Source organism: Telluria beijingensis (assembly GCF_030770395.1).
In the GTDB taxonomy this organism is placed as follows: Bacteria; Pseudomonadota; Gammaproteobacteria; order Burkholderiales; family Burkholderiaceae_D; genus Telluria; species Telluria beijingensis.
In genome coordinates, this window is record NZ_CP132480.1 from 2,313,019 (window position 1) to 2,332,951 (window position 19,933).

Annotated in this window: 20 protein-coding genes; 9 read left to right on the forward strand and 11 right to left on the reverse strand. The window is 65.6% G+C overall.

Going from position 1 to position 19,933, the window contains the following annotated elements:
• Positions 1–2 precede the first annotated feature (2 nt).
• The 4 genes from Q9246_RS10280 to Q9246_RS10295 all read right to left on the reverse strand — a co-directional run bounded on the left by Q9246_RS10280 (position 3) and on the right by Q9246_RS10295 (position 3,046).
• Positions 3–632 carry an Isoquinoline 1-oxidoreductase subunit gene (locus Q9246_RS10280; RefSeq protein ID WP_306397456.1) on the reverse strand — a complete coding sequence of 210 codons (630 nt, stop codon included), beginning with the start codon at positions 630–632 and terminating at the stop codon, positions 3–5.
• Positions 629–1,897: a molybdopterin cofactor-binding domain-containing protein gene (locus tag Q9246_RS10285; protein WP_306397457.1), complete on the reverse strand. Its 1,269-nt coding sequence runs from the start codon at positions 1,895–1,897 to the stop codon at positions 629–631. The genes Q9246_RS10280 and Q9246_RS10285 overlap by 4 nt, the downstream gene beginning before the upstream one ends.
• Positions 1,894–2,379, reverse strand: a complete 486-nt coding sequence (locus Q9246_RS10290) for a (2Fe-2S)-binding protein (RefSeq protein WP_306397458.1) — start codon at positions 2,377–2,379, stop codon at positions 1,894–1,896. The genes Q9246_RS10285 and Q9246_RS10290 overlap by 4 nt, the downstream gene beginning before the upstream one ends.
• A 166-nt stretch (positions 2,380–2,545) precedes the next feature.
• Positions 2,546–3,046, reverse strand: a complete 501-nt coding sequence (locus tag Q9246_RS10295; protein WP_306397459.1) for a VOC family protein — start codon at positions 3,044–3,046, stop codon at positions 2,546–2,548.
• A gap of 197 nt (positions 3,047–3,243) precedes the next feature.
• Between Q9246_RS10295 and htpG the strand changes: the two genes are divergently transcribed.
• Complete coding sequence (htpG, locus tag Q9246_RS10300; RefSeq protein WP_306397460.1) at positions 3,244–5,163, forward strand: molecular chaperone HtpG; 1,920 nt, start codon at positions 3,244–3,246, stop codon at positions 5,161–5,163.
• Between the two features lie 163 nt (positions 5,164–5,326).
• On the opposite strand, the gene Q9246_RS10305 is transcribed toward htpG, so the two are convergent.
• The 7 genes from Q9246_RS10305 to kynU all read right to left on the reverse strand — a co-directional run bounded on the left by Q9246_RS10305 (position 5,327) and on the right by kynU (position 12,358).
• Positions 5,327–5,698 (reverse strand): DUF3325 family protein, encoded by a 372-nt coding sequence (locus Q9246_RS10305; RefSeq protein ID WP_306397461.1) that lies wholly within the window; start codon positions 5,696–5,698, stop codon positions 5,327–5,329.
• A gap of 8 nt (positions 5,699–5,706) precedes the next feature.
• A complete protein-coding gene (locus Q9246_RS10310; protein ID WP_306397462.1) occupies positions 5,707–7,887 on the reverse strand; it encodes a TonB-dependent siderophore receptor in 2,181 nt (726 codons plus the stop codon).
• 153 nt (positions 7,888–8,040) lie between these two features.
• Positions 8,041–8,439: a GFA family protein gene (locus Q9246_RS10315; RefSeq protein ID WP_306397463.1), complete on the reverse strand. Its 399-nt coding sequence runs from the start codon at positions 8,437–8,439 to the stop codon at positions 8,041–8,043.
• Positions 8,440–8,479: 40 nt separating this feature from the next.
• The gene (locus Q9246_RS10320; protein ID WP_306397464.1) at positions 8,480–9,028 is read right to left on the reverse strand and encodes an RBBP9/YdeN family alpha/beta hydrolase; all 549 of its coding nucleotides are present in this window, start codon (positions 9,026–9,028) and stop codon (positions 8,480–8,482) included.
• Entirely contained in the window at positions 9,018–10,169 is a 1,152-nt protein-coding gene (locus Q9246_RS10325) for an acyltransferase family protein (protein ID WP_306397465.1), read from the reverse strand. The genes Q9246_RS10320 and Q9246_RS10325 overlap by 11 nt, the downstream gene beginning before the upstream one ends.
• A 69-nt stretch (positions 10,170–10,238) precedes the next feature.
• Positions 10,239–11,087: a tryptophan 2,3-dioxygenase gene (gene kynA, locus Q9246_RS10330; RefSeq protein WP_306397466.1), complete on the reverse strand. Its 849-nt coding sequence runs from the start codon at positions 11,085–11,087 to the stop codon at positions 10,239–10,241.
• A gap of 11 nt (positions 11,088–11,098) precedes the next feature.
• Complete coding sequence (kynU, locus tag Q9246_RS10335) at positions 11,099–12,358, reverse strand: kynureninase (protein ID WP_306397467.1); 1,260 nt, start codon at positions 12,356–12,358, stop codon at positions 11,099–11,101.
• A 608-nt stretch (positions 12,359–12,966) separates the two neighbouring features.
• Between kynU and flhD the strand changes: the two genes are divergently transcribed.
• From flhD to cheA, 8 genes are all read left to right on the forward strand, one after another.
• The gene (flhD, locus tag Q9246_RS10340; protein WP_137173831.1) at positions 12,967–13,284 is read left to right on the forward strand and encodes a flagellar transcriptional regulator FlhD; all 318 of its coding nucleotides are present in this window, start codon (positions 12,967–12,969) and stop codon (positions 13,282–13,284) included.
• 52 nt (positions 13,285–13,336) lie between these two features.
• Positions 13,337–13,921 (forward strand): flagellar transcriptional regulator FlhC, encoded by a 585-nt coding sequence (gene flhC / locus Q9246_RS10345; RefSeq protein WP_306397468.1) that lies wholly within the window; start codon positions 13,337–13,339, stop codon positions 13,919–13,921.
• 37 nt (positions 13,922–13,958) lie between these two features.
• The gene (locus Q9246_RS10350) at positions 13,959–14,708 is read left to right on the forward strand and encodes a class I SAM-dependent methyltransferase (RefSeq protein ID WP_306397469.1); all 750 of its coding nucleotides are present in this window, start codon (positions 13,959–13,961) and stop codon (positions 14,706–14,708) included.
• Positions 14,709–14,854: 146 nt separating this feature from the next.
• Positions 14,855–15,706 carry a flagellar motor stator protein MotA gene (gene motA / locus Q9246_RS10355; RefSeq protein ID WP_292027788.1) on the forward strand — a complete coding sequence of 284 codons (852 nt, stop codon included), beginning with the start codon at positions 14,855–14,857 and terminating at the stop codon, positions 15,704–15,706.
• Between the two features lie 52 nt (positions 15,707–15,758).
• Positions 15,759–16,691 (forward strand): flagellar motor protein MotB, encoded by a 933-nt coding sequence (gene motB / locus Q9246_RS10360; protein ID WP_306397470.1) that lies wholly within the window; start codon positions 15,759–15,761, stop codon positions 16,689–16,691.
• A 37-nt stretch (positions 16,692–16,728) separates the two neighbouring features.
• The gene (locus Q9246_RS10365) at positions 16,729–17,277 is read left to right on the forward strand and encodes a chemotaxis protein (protein ID WP_306397471.1); all 549 of its coding nucleotides are present in this window, start codon (positions 16,729–16,731) and stop codon (positions 17,275–17,277) included.
• 65 nt (positions 17,278–17,342) lie between these two features.
• A complete protein-coding gene (locus Q9246_RS10370; protein WP_306397472.1) occupies positions 17,343–17,708 on the forward strand; it encodes a response regulator in 366 nt (121 codons plus the stop codon).
• Between the two features lie 48 nt (positions 17,709–17,756).
• Entirely contained in the window at positions 17,757–19,919 is a 2,163-nt protein-coding gene (cheA, locus tag Q9246_RS10375) for a chemotaxis protein CheA (protein WP_306397473.1), read from the forward strand.
• Positions 19,920–19,933 lie beyond the last annotated feature (14 nt).

Consider the following 19,933-nt stretch of genomic DNA (forward strand, 5'->3'; position numbering starts at 1 on the left):
GCTTATTTCGGACAATGCGCGCCGGCGTCGATCCAGGCCTGGATCAACCCGCCGAACACCTTCTGGCTGCCGGGCGCCGGCGTGCGGCCTTCGCCCGGATCCCAGGCCCAGCCGACCAGGCCATCCTCGCCCATGTGGTGGCTGAGCTGCTCCATGGTCTTGTTGCCATTGCGCGCGGGGTCCTTCACTTGCTCGCAGATCTCGCGCAGCGACAGGCCCTGCCAGGCCATCGACGCCGGCGCCAGCATCCACGGCAGGTGGCCCGGGATCGAGCGGAATTTGGTGCCGGTGGCCTTGACGTTCTTGGCCTGGTGGCAGCCCATGCAGGTCAGGCCCGGCTGCCCCATGCCGCTGTCGCCCGCGTGAATGAGCGGCACGTGCGGCTGGCCGTTGTCGCCCTGGGTCGGCGAACGCAGCGACGGGTGGCAGTTCAGGCAGCGCGGATGGGTGATCACCTTGCCGGCCTCGATGAACAGGGCCGCCGCGCGCTCCTTCGGGTCCTGGATGCCGGCGAAGCTGGAAGCCGGTTGCAGCACGTGCGGCGGGCTGGGTGGCGTGGCAAGGGCGTGCGCCGCCGCCAGGCTGGCCAGCGCCGCCAGGACACAATGCGCTTTCCATGGATGCGTTTTCATGTCGTCACCTTGAACAGGGCGGGGTCGAGGGGCAGGGAATAGGCGCGCACGCCGGTGGCGGCGAACACCGCGTTGGCGACCGCGGCGATCGCACCGGAGGTGCCCGGTTCGCCGATGCCGCCGGGCGGCTCGGCGTTCTGCACCACGTGCACCTCGATGCGCGGGGCTTCGGCCATGCGCAGGATCGGATAGCTGTCGTAGTTGGCCTGCTGCACGCGCCCATTGGCCACCGTGATGCGCTCGTGCAGGGCGGCCGACACGCCGAACATGATCCCGCCCTCGGCCTGGGCCAGCACCACGTCGGGCGCGACCACGGTGCCGGTATCGAGGGCGCAGGTCATGCGTTCAACGGCGATGTGGCCGTCGGCATCCACGTGCACCTGGGCCACGATCGCCATGAAGCAGGCGAAGCCCTCGAATACCGCGATGCCGCGTCCGCTGCGCGGCGGCAGCGGCGAACCCCATCCCGATTTTTCGGCCGCCACGTCTAGAACGTGGCGCAGGCGCGCCGGGGCCTGCGTCATCAGGGCGCGCCGGTAGGCCAGCGGATCGGCCCTGGCGCGAAACGCCAGCTCGTCCATCACGCTCTCGGTGATGAACACATTGCGGGTCGGGCCGACGCCGCGCCAGTTCCCGGTGTTCATGCCTTCGGGCGCTTCGTGGCGGGTGAAGTCGATCCAGACGTTCGGGATGTCGTAGTGGCCGACCGCGTTCTCGACCACGTCGAGGTCGATATGGTCCTTCTGGTAGGCCGGCAGGGAGCGCTTCGATGCCGCATGGGTGACGGCGCCGTCGGCGGTGGCGCAGTCGCCGGGGGCGACGCCCCACTGGCTCGCCGCGGCCTGCACCAGCATGGCGCGCGCCGCCGCGCCGGCGTTGCGCATCGTGGTCCACTGGGCGCGCAGCGAGGCCGAGCCGCCGGTGATCTGGCCGCCGAGCAGCGGGCTGGCATACGTGGCGTCGTCGGCCGGCGCCGCTTCGATCGCCACCCGCGCCAGCGGCACGTCGAGTTCCTCGGCCACCACCATCGCCTGGGAGGTATAGGAACCTTGCCCCATTTCGCAATAGGGCGCGAACACCACGATCCTGCCGTCCGGATCGATGCGCAGGTAGGGGTTCGGTTGCCAGCCGCCGGCCTCGCCGCTGGTGGTGGTGGCCGCGGTCGCGGGCAGGCCGCCGATCAGCAGGCCGCCGCCGGTGGCGAGCGAGGCGACCAGCAGGGCGCGCCGTTTCCGGTTCACCGGCAGGGTGTCCGGGGCGTTCATGCCGTACTCCCTTGCGCGCCGGCGCCCAGGGCCTGGGCCGCATGCTTGATCGCGGCCCGGATGCGGTGGTAGGTGCCACATCGGCACAGGTTGCCGGACATGACCGAATCGATGTCGGCGTCGCTCGGTTGCGGATTCGATTGCAGCAGCGCTGCGGCCTGCATCAGCTGGCCGGACTGGCAGTAGCCGCACTGCACCACCTGCAGTTCCACCCAGCTTTGCTGCAGCGCCTTGCCGGCCGGGCTGTCGGCCAGGCCTTCGATGGTCTGCACCTTCGCGTCCTGCAGCAGCGACACCGGCAGCGCGCAGGCGCGCTTGGCCAGGCCGTCCACGTGGACCGTGCAGGCGCCGCACATGACGGCCCCGCAGCCGTACTTGGCGCCCGTCAGGCCGAGCGTGTCGCGCAATACCCATAACAGCGGCGTATCGGCGTCGACGTCCGCCTTCCTCGCCTTGCCGTTGACGTTCAGGGAAAAGTTCATGTGGCTCCTCCGGATGGCTGGCTGGCTGCGGTGGCGCGCTGCCGTCCGCAGGGACCGATGGCGCTTGCACGATTGCCGATCAGTTCGTGATGATTCTAATCACGCTGCTCGGTGTAAAAATCGTGCATTCACCACTTTTAACCAGTCTTTACCGGAGGAGCCTGTTTCAGGGCGATGGCGGTTCTTGCTGGCCCGGGCAACCCTCCGCCATCATCTTGTGCATGCCCTCCATGATCTGTTCCGGCGTCAAGTCCTGCTTGTGGGTGGCGATCGACCAGCGGTGGCCGTACGGATCTTCGACCTGGCCGTAGCGGTCACCCCAGAACATGTCGGACAGCGGCATGATGGGCTTGCCACCCGCTGACACTGCCTGGGCAAACACGGCGTCGGCGTCTTCCACGTACAGGTGAATCACCACCGACGTGCCTTGCAGGGCCAGCGGCCCACGGCTGCCGTACTCGGGATAGTCCTGGGCCAGCATGATGGGCGAATCGCCGATGCGGAGCTCGGCATGCATGATCTTGCCATCCGGCCCCGGCAGGCGGGCGATCTCGACCGCGCCGAAGGCCTTCTTGTAGAACTCGATTGCCTCGGCTGCATGTTCGCAGACCAGGTGCGGGGTGACGGTACGGTAGCCTTCCGGGATGGGACGCACTGCCTGGTTCATGATCTTCTCCTGTGTGGTGGATGGGTGCTGCATCGCTACGACGAACGGGATAGACACGAATCGACATGCTACACGCATAAAACTGCAAAATCGTCCGGCTTGGGGAATGCTTGTCAAAAACGCCTCTTGAAATTCCTGATGACAGCCTAATATGGCTCCGAGTCCCACAACCCCCTATGTTTTTAACGAGGAACAAGATGGCAAGCGCCGAAAAAGAAACCCTTGGCTTCCAGGCAGAAGTAAAACAGCTGCTGCAACTGATGATCCACTCCTTGTACTCCAACAAGGAGATCTTCCTGCGCGAACTGATCTCGAACGCGTCCGACGCCGCCGACAAGCTGCGCTTCGAGGCGATCAACAACGACGCGCTGTACGGCAACGACCATGAACTCAAGATCAAGGTCTCGTTCGACAAGGACGCCAAGACCATCACGATCTCGGACAACGGCATCGGCATGAGCCGCGACGAGGTGATCGCCCACCTGGGCACCATCGCCAAGTCGGGCACCAAGGAATTCTTCAGCAAGTTGTCGGGCGACCAGCAGCAGGATGCGGCCCTGATCGGCCAGTTCGGCGTGGGCTTCTACTCGGGCTTCATCGTGGCCGAGAAGATCGTCGTCAATACCCGCCGCGCCGGCGCGTTCGCCGAACAGGGCGTGCGCTGGGAATCGCGCGGCGAGGGCGATTATTCGATCGAGCAGGTCGAGAAGACCGGCCGCGGCACCGACGTGATCCTGCACCTGCGCGAAGGCGAGGAAGAACTGCTGTCGTCGTGGAAGATCAAGTCGATCATCCGCAAGTATTCCGACCACATCTCGCTGCCGATCGTGATGCAGAAGGAAGAGTGGGACGAAGAGAAGAAGGAAACCGTCGTCAGGGACGAATTCGAGACCGTGAACCAGGCCAGCGCGCTGTGGGCACGCTCCAAGAACGACATCGCCGAAGAACAGTACAACGAGTTCTACAAGCACGTCTCGCACGACTTCCAGGACCCGCTGACCTACACCCACAACCGGGTGGAGGGCCGCAGCGAATACACCCAGCTGCTGTACGTGCCGGCCCATGCGCCGTTCGACCTGTGGGACCGCAACAAGCGTGGCGGCATCAAGCTGTACGTCAAGCGCGTCTTCATCATGGACGATGCCGAGCAGCTGATGCCGACCTACCTGCGCTTCATCAAGGGCGTGATCGACTCGAGCGACCTGCCGCTGAACGTCTCGCGCGAGATCCTGCAGGAGTCGCGCGACGTGCGCGTGATCCGCGAAGGTTCGACCAAGCGCGTGCTGGGCATGCTCGAAGAAATGGCGAACTCGGACGAACAGGCCGGCAAGGACAAGTACACGACCTTCTGGAAGGAATTCGGCCAGGTGCTCAAGGAAGGCATCGGCGAGGACACGACCAACAAGGACCGCATCGCCAAGCTGCTGCGCTTCGCCTCGACCGCCAATGAAAACGACGAGCAGACCGTGTCGTTCGCCGACTACGTCGGCCGCATGAAGGAAGGCCAGGACAAGATTTATTACGTCACGGCCGACAACTACAAGGCGGCCAAGAACAGTCCGCACCTCGAGATCTTCCGCAAGAAGGGCGTCGAAGTCATCCTGATGACCGACCGCGTGGACGAATGGATGCTGTCGTTCTTCACCGAGTTCGACGGCAAGGAACTGGTGTCGGTCGCCAAGGGCGGCCTGGACCTGGGCGCGCTGGAAGACGAGGCCGAGAAAAAGGAGCACGCCGAGACCGAGGCCGGCTACAAGGAACTGGTCGAGAACATCAAGGGCGCCCTGGGCGAGAAGGCCAAGGATGTGCGCGTGACCTTCCGCCTGACCGACTCGCCGGCCTGCCTGGTGGCGGACGACAATGAGTTGTCGGGCAATCTGCTGCGCATGCTGAAGGCCGCCGGCCAGGAAGCGCCGGAGTCGAAGCCGATCCTCGAGATCAACCCGGACCATCCTCTCGTGCAGCGCCTGAAGTACGAAGACGCGAGCGGCGCCCGCTTCGCCGACTGGTCGCATATCCTGTTCGACCAGGCGATGCTGGCCGAAGGCGGCAGCCTGGTCGATCCGGCGTCGTTCGTGAAGCGCCTGAACGAGCTGTTGCTGGCGACTGCGAAGTAAATCGCGTCACGCGACGCACTTTTTTCGTTAGCTCTCACACGTCGTCCCCGCGCAGGCGGGGACCTAAGTTTGCAAGCGTTACGTCGACGCAGGCAGCACCTGGGTCCCCGCCTGCGCGGGGACGACGTTTTGGCGTTAACGATGCTGCTATCCGACTGGCGCTTTAACCGAACCGCAACACCATCGCCACCACGCAGCCCACCGCCGCCAGCACCCCGCTGAGGCGCACTACGCGCGCCGCCGTTGCGGCGCCATGCGACAGCAGCCCGATCGCGACCCACGCCGCCGCCGTCACGCAGCCGATCCACGGCACGAAACCGAACCCTTGCGCGCGCAGCCCGGCGCAGCACCCCAGCGATACCAGCAGCGACAGCAGCCCGAGCCCCTGCACCGTCGTGCGCACGCGCGGCCGGCGCAGCGCGCCGCAGGCGTCCTGCCAGTGCCGCTCCATGCTCAGCCCGAGCGCCAGGAAGCCCGCCACCGCGGCCGCGAAGGCGGCCAGGCCGAGTAGAAAAGTGGCCAGCAGCGCGGGCATGTTCCGCCTTAGAACGTGGCCCTAAGCGTCGCCGTCACGTTACGCGGTTCGCCATACCAGTTGTTGCCGCTGGTGCTGCCCAGGGTGCGGTAGTAGTGCTTGTCGAAGATATTGTTGAAATTGACCGAGGCGAGCAGGTTGCGGTTGATCCGGTAGCCGACGCGGGCCGACCATACCGCGTAGCCGGCCTGTTCGAAGCGCAGCGCGCCGCCGGTCTTGTAGGTCTCGCTCTGGGCATTGACGCCGCCGCCCACTTCCCAGGCGCTGCCGTTCGGCTGCCAGTTGGCCCAGATGCGCGCCAGGTGGCGCGGCGTGAAGGTCGACAGCGGCTGGTTTTCGTTGGCGCTCGGGATGCCGGTGGCGGTGCGGTCGCGCAGGTACTTCGTCTGGTTCCAGGTATAGCCGGCGCTCACCTGCAGCCCCGGCAGCAGCTGGCCGCTCAGCTCCGCGTCCAGGCCCTGGCTGCGGACTTCACCCTCGGCGATGGAGCAGGCGCCGCCGGTTGGCGACCCGATGCAGGGCGACGGATTGAACGGATCGCTCTGCGAGCGGTTCTCTTCCAGGATGCGGAATGCGGCCAGCGAGGCGTTCAGGCGGCCGCCGTACATCGCACCTTTGACGCCGGCCTCGATATTGTTGCCGGTGGCCGGTTCCAGGCGGTCGCCGCTGGCGGTGAACTGGTTCGCCTGCGAGCGGAAGATCTCGGCGTAGCTCAGGTAGCTGGTCCACTCGGGTGCGAACTCCCATTGCAGCGCGCCGTAGGGCGTGAACTCGCCGCTTTGCTTGAACGGCTGGACGCTGTAGGCGCCGGTTACCAGGTTGCGGGTCGAGTTCTTCCAGTTGCTGACGCGGCCGCCCGCGATCAGTTTCACGGTGTCAGTCAGCGCGAAACGCAGCGAACCGTAGATGCCGGACTGCTCGAGCGCGGCCAGCGTGCGCGTCGCCGCCCGCGCCGGAGTGGTCGGCGCAACCGCGTAATCGTAGGGATCGAAGGTGTAGGGATTGATCACCGGGTTGGCGACCGTGTACAGCTGGTTGTAGTAATCGTAGTCGCGCTGCATCCAGTTGGCGCCCAGCAGGACATCGTGGCGGCGGCCAAAGGCGCTGAAGCTGCCTTCCAGCGTCGCATCCGCCGCTTTCTGCTCTCCCAGCAGATGGCCGACGAACGACGACAGCGACGGCCCGAGATTGGTCGCGCGGTTCACCGCGCCGAAGGCCGAGCCGCTCAGGTCGTGGTTGTCTTCGCGCATGCGGTTGAAGGCCACGCGCAGCTTCCAGTCGTCGTTGAAGCGGTGATTCAGGTCGGCGAAGGCGGTGGTCGACTGGATATTGGTGTCCGACCAGGCGGCATTCGTGTAGGTCGACCGCGGCAGGCCCAGGTCGCCGCCGTCGGTGAAGCGCTGCAGGCCGCCGTAGAACGGGGTCATGTCGTTCTCTTCGCGGTGGAAGCCCACGCCGAGCGTGGTCGATGGCGCCAGGTCGGCCTCGACGATCGCATACAGGACCGTGCGCTGGTTGTCGGCCACGTCGTAGAAATATTCCTTGTCTTCATAGGCGCCGACGACGCGCGCGCGCACGCTGCCGCTCTCGTTCAGGAGGCGGCTGGCGTCGACGTGGGCACGGTAGTCGTTCCAGCGCGCGGCGCTGGCCTGGGCCTCGATGCGATTGGCCTTGAGCGGACGCTTGCGCACCATATTCACCGCGCCGCCGGGATTGCCGGCGCCGGCAAACAGGCCCGCCGGGCCGCGCATCACTTCGACCCGTTCGAATACCGACAGGTCGGGGCTGATGTTGAAGCCGCTGTTGCGCTGGCTGGTCACGCCGTCGTACTGGACCGCCTCGATCTCGAAGCCACGCGAATAGTAGCGGCGTTCGTGGCCGCTGGCCTGCTCGACGATCACGCCCGTCATGTTCGCCAGCGCCTCGTCCAGCGTGCGCAGGTTCTGGTCGTCCAGGCGCTGGCGGTTGGCGACCGACACCGATTGCGGCGTCTCGCGCAGGCTGCGGCTGCCCTTGGCGACGCCGGCGGCATCGCTGGCATAGCTGTTCTCGAGGCGGTCGGCGCTGATCAGCACGGTCGACGGCGACGCCGGCAGTTCCGGCGCCTCCACGGCATCGGCGGCGAAGGCATGGGTCGGATAGGCGAGGGCGAGGGCAAGCGCGAGCGGCAGGCGCATCGGTGAAGTCATGCGAATCTTTCTTGAGGGGGATGGGCGGAGACGGAGAAAAAATGCTAATACAAATGAGAATGATTCGCATTTTGCGTCAAGTATGGAATTTATGCAATATGCAAGTTCCATGACTGCTGTTCCCGCACCACAAGCCGCAAGAGGAGAACATGTTCAGAGATGCCGGATCTCGACCGGTGGCGTGCTCCAGTTGTCGTTGCGGCCATCGATATGGCGCACCGGCGCCGCCAGCAGGCTTGCCACCGGCAGGTCGTCGAGGCTGGCCACCGTGACGGCGACGAACGGCCCCGTGCGCGGCGAGGCGCCGGTCGAGAACGCATTGATGCCGCACGCGCCGCAGAAGTAGTGGCCGTCGCGCCGGGTATGGAAGCGGTATTCGCGCAGCGCGTCCTGGCCCTGCAGCAGGCGGAACGCCGCGGGCGCGACGACCGCCGCCCAGAACCGCATCTTGGTGCAGATCGAGCAGTTGCACTTGACGGTGCCGAGGGCAAGGTCGATATCGGCCTCGTAGCGCACCGCGCCGCAATGGCAACTGCCGTGGAAGGTCTTCATGCCGCCGCCGCGGCATCGCTCTACGCGCTGTGCAGTACCGTCATGGCGCGGAGATCTCGTCGCAGAACCGCTCCAGCTGGCGCAGGCCCTCAGGCCAGTCGCCGTGGCCGGATTCGGTGTTGAGGTGGCCGGCGTCGCCGATCTCGACCAGGCGGCTGCCCCAGGCGTCGGCGAAGGCGCGGGTGCGCTCGAGGCTGGCGAAGGGATCGTTGGCGCTGCCCACCACCAGGCTCGGGAAGGGCAGCGCCTGCAGCGGAATCGGCGCCCAGCGATTCAGTTCGGACGGGAAGCTCGGCGCTTCGACGTCGCTCGGCGCGACCAGGAAGGCGCCCGCCACCTTGAGCGGGGAGCCCGACATGGCCCAGTGCGCGACCAGCATGCAGCCCAGGCTGTGCGCGACCAGGATCGGCGCGCCCTGGCAGTCGGCGATGGCGGCGTCCAGTTCGGCCACCCATTCGCCGCAATGGGGATTGGTCCAGTCGCGGTGTTCGGCGCGCCGCCAGTGCGGGTTGCGCTCGTGCCACAGCGATTGCCAGTGGCGCGGGCCCGAATTCCACAGGCCGGGAACGATCATGACATCACATTTCATCTTGCTTCTCCTTGAGGGGGACGACGGGCGCCGGCGCCAGGCGGGCCGGGCGCCGCCACGGGCCGGCCAGGCGCGCGAGCAGGCGCCGCACACCGTTCTTGCGTCGTTCGGTGAGGTTGCCGAGGATGGCGGTCGCGAGGGCGATCGCCGCGCCCAGGGCCAGCAGGTCGGCCGCGCTGCCCGGATCGTGCGGATACAGGGCCGGCCACACGGCCAGCACCAGCGCGTGCGACAGGTAGAGGGTGAAGGTGTACGAGGCCAGCAGCCGGATCGGCGGCGCGCAGCGCAGCAGGGCGTCGAAGCCGGCGAAGCGCGCGCAGGCGAAATTGAGGCAGACGATCAGGCCGAACACGTAGTCGGCCAGGAAGCGGTCGGCATTGCCGAGCGCGAAAGCCTGGCCGATCCAGGAGGCGCGCCCGGCCAGGCGCAGCGTCTCTTCGATGCCGCTTGCCTCGTAGGCCACCAGCAGCGCCAGGCTGGCGACCCAGCCCAGGCGGGCCAGGTCGCGCGCGAGCGTGCGCCGCGCCTGCCAGTGATACAGGGCGACGCCGGCCAGCCACACCGGCAGCAGCAGCCACAGTTTGATGCCCATGACGGCCAGCACCAGGGCCAGCGCCGGCAGCCGCCACGGCCCGCGCACATAGCAGGCGACGCCGAACAGCACGTAATACCAGACTTCGTAGTTGAGCGACCACCAGGGGCCGAGCCAGGGCGGCACTTCGGTCAGCGTCCACATATCGCCGAGGAACAGCAGGTGGAACGGGATGTAGAGCCAGGGCTTGGCCAGCTGGTAGTGCTGGCCGGTGTCGCCCGCCAGGTGGGGCGGCACCACGCTGGCGCAGGCGAAGGCCAGCAGCAGCACCGGCAGCGCCACCGAATAGATGCGGGCGGCGCGCGCCAGCGCATAGGCCTGCGCGCTGGGCCGGCGTTGTTCGGTGGTGTAGGCGATCACGAAGCCGGACAGCACGAAGAAGGCCATCACCGCCTCGCGTCCGAGCAGGGTCAGGAGGTGGGCGCCGGGCAGTTCCACCAGGTCGAACTGGCGCAGGTGCATCAGCACGACCGCCAGCGCCGCCAGGAAGCGGACCAGGTCGAGGTACACCGAGAACGGCTGGTCGAGGTGGGAGGGGGCGGCGCGCATGGCGTTTATATTAATGCAAAACGGGCGGCTGGCGACGCCAGCCGGGCGCGCCGGCGCCCTTGCGTACTTTTACAACTCGGTGCGCAGCGCGAACAGCTCCGGGAACAGCACCACGTCGAGCATCTTGCGCAGGTAGCTCACGCCGGCGGTGCCGCCGGTGCCCGTCTTGAAGCCGATGATGCGCTCGACCGTGCTCACGTGGCGGAAGCGCCAGAAGCGGAAGGCGGTCTCCAGGTCGACCAGCTTCTCGGCCAGCTCGTACAGCGCCCAGTGCTTGCCGGTGTCGCCGTACACCCCCAGCCAGGCCGCCTTGACCGAATCGTCGGCCCGGGTGGGCTGGGTCCAGTCGGCGGCCAGGCGCGCCGGATCGATCGCAAAGCCGCTCCGCGCCAGCAGCATCACGGCTTCGTCATAGATCGAGGGCAGCGCCAGCTCGCGCGCCAGGATGGCGTGGGCCTCGGGCGACTTCTCGTGCACCGCCAGCAGGGCCGCGTTCTTGTTCCCGAGGATGAACTCCAGTTCGCGGTACTGGAACGACTGGAAGCCCGACGAGGCGCCCAGGTAGGGGCGGATCGCCGTGTATTCGGGCGGGGTCATGGTGGCCAGCACGTCCCAGGCATGGACCAGCTGGTCCATGATGCGCGCCACCCGCGCCAGCATCTTGAAGGCCGGCGGCAGGTCGTCCTCGCGCAGGTGGCGGCGCACCGCCTGCAGCTCGTGCAGCATCAGCTTGATCCACAGCTCGCTGGTCTGGTGCTGGACGATGAACAGCAGCTCGTTGTGGTTCGGCGAGCGCGGGTGCTGGGCGTTCAGGATCTGGTCCAGGCCCAGGTAGTCGCCATAGCTCATGGCTTCCTTGAAGTCCATCTTCGCGCCATGCCACTCGGCGGCCTGGCTTGTGGTCTGTTCTTTTTTCATCGGATGTCCAATCAGGTCACGGCGCCGCGCTCGGCCGCGACGTCGTAGTCGTTGCGGTCCAGGATGTGCTTCAGGATCTCGACCGCGTCCCAGACGTCGGCAAAGCTCGTATACAGGGGCGTGAAGCCGAAGCGCATGATCTCGGGTTCGCGGTAGTCGCCGATCACGCCGCGCGCGATCAGGGCCGCCATCACGGCATAGCCGTGCGGATGGGTGAAGCTGACCTGGCTGCCGCGGCGCGCATGCTCGCGCGGCGTCACCAGCCCCAGCGGATGGCCGGCGCAGCGGCTTTCCACCAGCGCGATGAACAGGTCGGTAAGAAGCAGCGACTTGGCGCGCACGGCCGCCATGTCGGTGGCCTCGAACACCTCGAGACCGCATTCGACCAGCGCCAGCGACACGATCGGCTGGGTGCCGCACAGGGCGCGTCCGATGCCGGCCACCGGCGCGAAGGCGGGCGCCATCGCGAACGGACTGGCATGGCCCCACCAGCCCGATAGCGGATGGTCGAACCGGGCCTGGTGCTTCTGCGGCACCCAGATGAAGGCCGGGGCGCCCGGGCCGCCGTTCAGGTATTTATAGGTGCAGCCGACGGCGAAGTCGGCGCCGGCGCCACGCAGGTCGACCGGGACCGCGCCGGCCGAGTGGGCCAGGTCCCATACGGCCAGGGCGCCGGCTTCGTGCGCCAGGCGGGTCAGGCCGGCCATATCGTGCTGGTAGCCGGTGCGGTAGTTGACGTGGGTGAGCATCAGCACCGCGCAGTCGGCGTCGAGCGCGGCCGGGATCTCGTCCACCGAATCGACCAGGCGCACCCGGTAGCCGCGCTCCAGCCAGCGGCTCAGGCCTTCGGCCATATAGATATCGGTCGGGAAGTTGCTGCGCTCGGTCACGATCACGCGCCGGTCGCTGCCCCCGCCCTGCGCCTGGATGCGCAGCGCGGCGGCCAGCGCCTTGAACAGGTTGAGCGAGGTGGTATCGGTGACGGCCACTTCACCGGGGCCCGCGCCGACCAGCGGCGCCAGGCGGTCGCCCAGGCGCTTCGGCATGTCGAACCAGCCGGCCGTGTTCCAGCTCTTGATCAGGTCGGCGCCCCATTCGCGCGCCACCACTTCCTGGGCGCGGGCCAGGGCGGCGCGGGGGCGGGCGCCCAGGGAGTTGCCGTCGAGGTAGATGACGCCCTCGGGCAGGTCGAAGCGGCTGCGCAGGCCGGCCAGCGGGTCGTGCGCGTCGCGTGCCAGGCAGTCGGCACGGGTAATGGCGGATGCGGTCATGCGGTGTCCATATGAATTAGTTGACGCTTCAAGAATGCGTGCAGTGTAACAAGTTCCCGCGCCCGTCGACAGCGCAATGTTGCTGTTACGACATGGAATGTAAACACAAAAAATATTTTCGAATTTTTTTGCGTCCGACCCTAAAGTTCCTGATGAGCTGTCCGATAACGATCTCAGATAGGCAGTAATGGGTCTGAAAAAAAGTTCAAAATTTTTTGCGAACAACCCTAAAGTTGCCGATCCGGCTGCCGTTAATGGATGAGCAAGGCGGATAAACAGGGCGAAAAATATTTTCGAACTAACCCTAAAGTTGCTCTGCAGTGTGCCGATAAACAACTCAGCGGCATATTGTCGCGTGGCAAAACTACGACAGGCACCGTCTGACGTAGACACAAATCAAGGCGCTTCCCGGCGCCAGCAACACTCCCTTTTTCATAGGGGCGTCATAGTGATCCAGAAGGGTTTGTCAGACAAACTCCTACGGGTCTATCTCGTCGTTCGCCGACGCAAAATACAGCGTTCGTCCAATTCCTGAAAAGTTTCCCCACGGTCAGAATCTATCTCGTCGGCAACACAAACAACGCCGAAACAACTAACGGAGAGAGAAGATGACGATGAACGACATGATGGCTGAGATTCGCGACGCAAACCTGAGCTACCTGATGCTGGCCCAGCAGATGATTCGTGCCGACAAAGTCACCGCCATCTTCCGCCTGGGCGTCTCGGCCGAGATCGCCGACCTGATCGAAGGCATGAGCAATGCCCAGATCCTGAAGCTCGCCGGCGGCAACATGATGCTGGCCCGCTTCCGCTTCGACGACAGCGCCATCCTGGGCATGTTGACCAGCCACACCAAGGAACGCAGCCTGGCCCAGTCGCACGCCGCCATCCTGATGGCCGGCCAGCCGGTCGAAGAGATCGTATAATCCTGCCAGCGGCCTCGCTGGAAGGCCGACCGGGAGAAGCAGGGAGCAGTACATGAGCAAAAAAAGCGTGGTATCCGAAGCGCAGGAAATCCAGCTCGCGATCGAACTGATCAACCTGGGCGCCCGCCTGCAGCTGCTCGAGACCGAAGTCTCGCTGTCGCGCGAACGCTTGCTCAAGCTGTACAAGGAGCTCAAGGGTGTCTCTCCACCCAAGGGCATGCTCCCGTTCTCCACGGATTGGTTCCTGACCTGGCAACCGAACATCCATTCTTCGTTGTTCATGAATATCCACCAGTTCCTGGTGGAGCATGCCGGGGCATCCGGCATCCAGGCCGTCATGAAGGCCTATAAACTCTACCTCGAACAAATGCCGCCGGCGCCGGGCGAAGAACCGCTGCTGTCGCTGACCCGCGCCTGGACCCTGGTGCGCTTCTTCCAGAGCGGCATGCTGCTGCTGGCCCCGTGCAGCCGCTGCCAGGGCAAGTTCATCGTCAACGCCCTCGACCTCAACGCCGACTACCTGTGCGGCCTGTGCCACATGCCTTCGCGCGCCGGCAAGACCCGCAAGGCCAGGGACGCCAAGGAGGCCGCCGAACGCATCGCGGCCGACGGCGACGCCGGCCAGGACAGCGCCTGACTTGCGGGCGCGCTTCTCCTTGCGCCTGCCGACGCACTTGCTGCGCTATCCTGCCCTCCGTGCGCTGCTGATCCAGATCGCCGCTTTTCCGCTGACCCTGGCGATTGTCTTCCTCCTGGCCAGCGCCGGCGTCGTGTTCGTTTACTGGCACGTGGCGCTGGTGCAGGGCATTGTTGCGGCCTTGCTGTCGTGGTGGCGCGGCCTGGCCAGCTGGTGGCGCGCGATCCAGTTCGGCTTTCCGCTCGCGCTGCTGGGCGCCAGCCAGCTGGCAATCCCGCCGGCCGCCTTCCTGGCGATCTTCCTGTTCCTGCTATTACTGTACTGGTCGACTTATCGCACGCAAGTGCCGTATTACCCGTCCGGCCGCCGGGTGTGGGACGCGGTGGCCGCCGCCTTGCCGCAGAACCGGCCGCTGCGCGTGATCGACATCGGCAGCGGCATCGGTGGCCTGGTGCTCGACCTGCAGCGGCGCCGTCCGGACTCGACGATCGAGGGCATCGAACTGGCGCCGCTGCCGTGGCTGGCCAGCCACGCGCGCGCGCTGCTGGGGCGCAGCCGGGCCCGTTTCATCCGCGGCGACTACGAAAAACTCGACCTGGGCGACTACGACGCCGTGTTCGCCTACCTGTCGCCGGCCGCGATGGGCGCGCTGTGGCGCAAGGCCGCGCGCGAGATGCGGCCAGGTTCGACGCTTTTCAGTTACGAATTCATCATCGAAGACTGCCCGCCGAGCCGCGTTATCCATCCAACCACAGAGGGGCCGTCGCTGTATATGTGGGACTTTTAGGCGACAAATGGTGAGTATTCGCGGGGTTTTTCTTGCCCGTGGGCCATTCTCCAGCTAGAGTAGTTCCCTGCATAAACTTTTTCTGAAATTACCGGTTTCGTGTCCCCAGGACGGGATCGAAACAGGCTGTTCTGGAGCGAATTCCCTTGCTAGTCATTGTTGGTTACATCATCGTCTGCGCCTGCGTATTCGGCGGCTTTGCGCTCGCCGGCGGCCACCTGGCCTCGCTGTGGCAGCCGATCGAACTGTTGATGATCGGCGGCGCCGCCTTCGGCGCCTTTTTTGTCGGTAACAACGGCAAGTCGATCAAGGCCACCATGAAGGCCTTGCCGAGCGTGTTCAAGGGCTCCAAGTTCACCAAGGACATGTATATGGAGCTGATGGCCTTGCAGTTCGACGTGCTGTCGAAAGTGCGCAAGGAAGGCCTGATGTCGATCGAGGGCGATATCGAGGCGCCGGAATCGTCGCCGCTGTTCTCCAAGTACCCGGCGGTGCTGGCCGACCACCACATCGTCGAATTCATGACCGACTACCTGCGCCTCATGGTGTCCGGGAACATGGACGCGATGCAGATCGAAAACCTGATGGACAACGAGATCGAGACCCACCACCACGAGGGCGCGATTCCGGCCCACGTGATCGCCAAGGTCGGCGACGGCCTGCCGGCCTTCGGCATCGTGGCGGCGGTGATGGGCGTGGTCCACACGATGGAATCGGTGGGCCTGCCGCCGGCCGAGCTGGGCATCCTGATCGCGAAGGCGCTGGTCGGCACCTTCCTGGGCATCCTGCTGGCCTACGCCTTCGTCACCCCGCTGGCGAGCGTGCTGGAGCAGAAACTCGAGGAATCGACCAAGATGTTCCAGTGCGTGAAGGTCACGCTGCTGGCGAGCCTGAACGGCTATGCGCCGGCGCTGGCCGTCGAATTCGGCCGCAAGGTCCTGTATTCGACCGAGCGTCCGACGTTCGCCGAACTCGAACAGCACATCAAGAAGAAGTAAGCCGCGATGACCGCATTCGACTTCACCCCCGGCTGCACGAAGGGAGGCGCGCATGGCTGACGACAACGCGCGGCCCATCGTCATCAAGCGCATCAAGAAGGTGGCCGGCGGCCACCACGGCGGCGCCTGGAAGATCGCCTACGCCGACTTCGTGACCGCGATGATGGCGTTCTTCTTGCTCATGTGGCTGCTGGGCTCGACCGCCAAGGGCGACCTGGTCGGCATTTCGGAATACTTCAAGACGCCGCTGAAGGTGGCGATGGCGGGCGGCTCGGGTTCGGGCGACTCGTCGTCGGTGATCAAGGGCGGCGGCGAAGACCTGACCCGCACCTCCGGCCAGGTCAAGCGCGGCGATTCGCCGCCCGAGCACAAGACCTACGACCTGCAGGCGGCGCGCGCCGCGCTGGCGAAGGCCGAGGGCGAGCGCCTGCAATCGCTCAAGGCGCGCATCGAGTCGGCCATCGAGGTCAACCCAATGCTCAAGAAGTACCAGAACCAGCTGCTGCTCGACATCACCAGCGAAGGCTTGCGGATCCAGATCGTGGACGAGAAGAACCGCCCGATGTTCGCGCTGGCCAAGGCCGAGCTGCAGCCGTACACCAAGGACATCCTGCACATCATCGGCATGGTGCTCAACGAGGTGCCGAACAAGCTGGGGATCTCGGGCCATACCGATTCGACGCCGTACTACAGCGAATCGGGCTACAGCAACTGGGAACTGTCGGCCGACCGCGCCAACGCCTCGCGCCGCGAGATGGTGCTGGGCGGCCTGCAGGACGACAAGGTGCTGCGTGTGGTGGGCCTGGCCTCGGCCGCCCACCTCGATGCGAAGGACCCGTTCAACCCGATCAACCGCCGCATCAGCATCATCGTCATGAACAAGCGTACCGAGGACGCGGTGCGGCGCGATGCGGCGACGCTGGACGTGCCGGCGGAAGACGCCGAGGCAGCGGCGACGGCCACGCTGGAAGCAGTCAAAAAGTAACAGCAAGAAGTAGTTGCGGCAGGACTGGAGAGAAGAAATGACAAGAAAAAAAATACTGGGATCGCATGTGAAGCGCCTGCTGTCGGGCGTGTCGGTGCACGGCCGGCGCCACCTGACCGAGGTCGAGACCGACCTGCTGCAGACCGAACTGCTGCTGGAAGAGGCGATCGACAAGCTCACCGCCAGCTTCATGGCGGTGCACACGGCGGTCGGCGCGCGCCAGGAAGCGATCGAGCGGCTGCTGGAGGGCGGCGCGCCGACCCCGGAAGACCGCGCGCTGCTATCGTCCATGTCGGGCGAAGTGGGCGCTCACGTGAACACGGCGATCACCGGCATGCAGTTCCAGGACATGACGGCGCAACTGATTGAACGTACACTGCGACGCGTGGCGGGCCTGCGCGACTTTCTGGGCACGCTCAGCGAGCATGGCGCCGACATCGCCCCCGAGACCGACAGCGACGAAATCGTCGAGCGGCTCGGCAAGGTCAGCATGGCGCTGGCGATCCAGTCGCTCGAGCTGCGCAGCATGCTGCGCCGCTCGGTCGAGCAGAAGCACATGGAAAGCGGCGACGTCGAGCTGTTCTGAGCGCACAAATAAATATAAACAATTCAACCGGCCCCGGGCCGGATACAAGATAGCAGGAGCACAAGATGGCAAAAACGATTCTCGCGGTCGACGATTCCAGTTCGCTGCGCCAGATGGTGGCGTTCAGCCTGAAGGCGGCGGGTTACAACGTGGTGGAAGCCGTGGACGGCCAGGACGGTCTCGACAAGGCGAAGCTGCAGACCGTGGACCTGGTGCTGACCGACCAGAACATGCCGAAGATGGACGGATTGCAGCTGATTAAGACCCTGCGTACCCTGCCGGGCTACGCCAAGACCCCGATCCTGATGCTGACCACCGAGTCGTCGGACGAGATGAAGAACAAGGGCCGCGCCGCCGGCGCCAACGGCTGGCTGGTCAAGCCCTTCGATCCGCAGCGCCTGATCGAGGTGGTCAAAAAAGTGATCGGCTGACGCCATGCGCGACGCCCTGACCCTGCTTACATCCGAGCGGACGGCCTTATGACCATCGACATCAGCCAGTTCTACCAGGTCTTTTTCGACGAAGCAGAGGAACTGCTCGCCGAAATGGAACGCCTGCTGCTGGGCGTCGACGTCGCCGCGCCGGACCCGGAAGACCTGAATGCGATCTTCCGCACCGCCCACTCGGTCAAGGGCGGCGCCTCGACGTTCGGCCTGACCGATATGTGCGACGTGACCCACGTGCTGGAGTCGCTGCTCGACCGCATCCGCAAGGGCGAGATGGCGCTGACCTCGAACCACGTGGACGCCTTCCTGGCGGCCAAGGACGGTCTCAAGATGCAGCTCGACGGCCACCGCCACGGGGCCAGCGTCGACAACGAAGCCATCGCCAACGTGCGCATGGCCCTGCACGACCTGGCCGAGGGCCTGGTGCCGGCTGCACCGGTGGTGGCGCCTTCCTACCTGACGGCGCAGCCGCGCCTCGAGCATTCGCTGGAGAACGCGCGCCGCTACAAGATCGAGCTGCCGCAGGTCGCGCAGCGCGACATCAATGCCCTGGTCGACGAACTGGGCCTGATGGGCCGGGTCTCGGTGGCCCCGCTCGACGGCGGCCGCACGGCGCTCGTCATCACCACCCATGAAAGCCTGGACGACGTCATCGCGATCTGTTCCTTCGTGCTGGATCCGGACGAGCTGAAAATCTTCGAGGCGCCGGCGCTGACGCCGGAACAACGCGCGCTCGAAGCGGCCGAGCGCAAGCGCGTCGAGGATGCGCAGGGTTATGGTTTCTTCGGGCCGGACGACGACGTCGCGCCCTCGAGCGACGGCCTGTCGGAAGACGATCTCGGTTACGGTTTCTTCCAGCCGATCGAACAGATCCGCGCTGCCGCCGGCATCGTCGACAGCAAGCCGGAACCGGCTGCCGCGACCATCTCGGCGCAGGCCCAGAACATGGTCGAGCACCTGGCCGAACTCAGCGCCGAGAAGAAAGCCGCCCGCAAGGACGATAAAAACGAATCGTCCTCGATCCGGGTCTCGGTCGAGAAGGTCGACCAGTTGATCAACCTGATCGGCGAACTGGTGATCACCAACGCCATGCTCGAGCAGCGCAGCACCGTGCTCGATCCGATCCAGCATGAACGCCTGCTGTCGTCGGTGAGCCAGCTGGGCCGCAATACGCGCGAGCTGCAAGAGGCGGTGATGTCGATCCGGATGATGCCGATGGACTTCGTGTTCTCGCGCTTCCCGCGCATGGTGCGCGACCTGGCCGGCAAACTGGGCAAGAAGGTCGATTTCATCACCCACGGCGCCGCGACTGAACTCGACAAGGGCCTGATCGAGCGCATCGTCGATCCATTGACCCACCTGGTGCGCAATTCGATCGACCACGGCGTCGAGATGCCGGCCGCGCGCGTCGCCGCCGGCAAGTCGGAAGCAGGGCGGCTGTTCCTGTCGGCCGGCCACCAGGGCGGCCACATCGTGATCGAGGTGGCCGACGACGGCGGCGGCCTGAATCGCGAGAAGATCCTGGCCAAGGCGGCCGCCAACGGGCTGGCCGTGTCCGACACCATGAGCGACGCCGACGTCTGGCAGCTGATCTTCGCGCCGGGCTTCTCGACCGCCGAAGTGGTCACCGACGTCTCCGGCCGCGGGGTCGGCATGGATGTCGTCAAGCGCAATATCACCGCGATGGGCGGCACGGTCGACATCCGCTCGGCGGCCGGCTTCGGCACCACGATCTCGATCTCGCTGCCCCTGACGCTGGCGATCCTGGACGGCATGTCGATCAGGAGCGGCGAAGAGGTCTACATCCTGCCGCTGTCGTTCGTGGTCGAGTCGCTGCAGCCGGTGCGCGAAGACGTGCGCGACATCGCCGGGCGCGGCCGCGTATTGAAGGTGCGCGGCGAATACCTGCCCCTGATCCCGCTGCACCAGATGTTCGACATCGAACCGCGCCACCGCGAGCCGAGCGACGGCATCGTCGTGATCCTCGAGACCGAGGGCAAGAAGGCGGCGCTGTTCGTGGACGAGCTGGTGGGGCAGCAGCAGGTGGTGGTCAAGAACCTGGAAGCGAATTACCGCAAAGTCGCCGGCATTTCCGGCGCAACCATCATGGGCGACGGCGGCGTCGCCCTGATCCTCGACGTGGCGGCGCTGGTGCGCTCGTCGCGTCAGCTGGCCGACGATCCGGTCGTTCTATAAATTTTTATCACGAA

Bases quoted from the DNA above. Each gene is read 5' to 3' on its own strand.
- Q9246_RS10280 (WP_306397456.1), bottom strand. From the start codon at position 632: ATGAAAACGCATCCATGGAAAGCGCATTGTGTCCTGGCGGCGCTGGCC.
- Q9246_RS10285 (WP_306397457.1), bottom strand. From the start codon at position 1,897: ATGAACGCCCCGGACACCCTGCCGGTGAACCGGAAACGGCGCGCCCTG.
- Q9246_RS10290 (WP_306397458.1), bottom strand. From the start codon at position 2,379: ATGAACTTTTCCCTGAACGTCAACGGCAAGGCGAGGAAGGCGGACGTC.
- Q9246_RS10295 (WP_306397459.1), bottom strand. From the start codon at position 3,046: ATGAACCAGGCAGTGCGTCCCATCCCGGAAGGCTACCGTACCGTCACC.
- htpG (WP_306397460.1), top strand. From the start codon at position 3,244: ATGGCAAGCGCCGAAAAAGAAACCCTTGGCTTCCAGGCAGAAGTAAAA.
- Q9246_RS10305 (WP_306397461.1), bottom strand. From the start codon at position 5,698: ATGCCCGCGCTGCTGGCCACTTTTCTACTCGGCCTGGCCGCCTTCGCG.
- Q9246_RS10310 (WP_306397462.1), bottom strand. From the start codon at position 7,887: ATGACTTCACCGATGCGCCTGCCGCTCGCGCTTGCCCTCGCCCTCGCC.
- Q9246_RS10315 (WP_306397463.1), bottom strand. From the start codon at position 8,439: ATGAAGACCTTCCACGGCAGTTGCCATTGCGGCGCGGTGCGCTACGAG.
- Q9246_RS10320 (WP_306397464.1), bottom strand. From the start codon at position 9,028: ATGAAATGTGATGTCATGATCGTTCCCGGCCTGTGGAATTCGGGCCCG.
- Q9246_RS10325 (WP_306397465.1), bottom strand. From the start codon at position 10,169: ATGCGCGCCGCCCCCTCCCACCTCGACCAGCCGTTCTCGGTGTACCTC.
- kynA (WP_306397466.1), bottom strand. From the start codon at position 11,087: ATGAAAAAAGAACAGACCACAAGCCAGGCCGCCGAGTGGCATGGCGCG.
- kynU (WP_306397467.1), bottom strand. From the start codon at position 12,358: ATGACCGCATCCGCCATTACCCGTGCCGACTGCCTGGCACGCGACGCG.
- flhD (WP_137173831.1), top strand. From the start codon at position 12,967: ATGACGATGAACGACATGATGGCTGAGATTCGCGACGCAAACCTGAGC.
- flhC (WP_306397468.1), top strand. From the start codon at position 13,337: ATGAGCAAAAAAAGCGTGGTATCCGAAGCGCAGGAAATCCAGCTCGCG.
- motB (WP_306397470.1), top strand. From the start codon at position 15,759: ATGGCTGACGACAACGCGCGGCCCATCGTCATCAAGCGCATCAAGAAG.
- Q9246_RS10365 (WP_306397471.1), top strand. From the start codon at position 16,729: ATGACAAGAAAAAAAATACTGGGATCGCATGTGAAGCGCCTGCTGTCG.
- Q9246_RS10370 (WP_306397472.1), top strand. From the start codon at position 17,343: ATGGCAAAAACGATTCTCGCGGTCGACGATTCCAGTTCGCTGCGCCAG.
- cheA (WP_306397473.1), top strand. From the start codon at position 17,757: ATGACCATCGACATCAGCCAGTTCTACCAGGTCTTTTTCGACGAAGCA.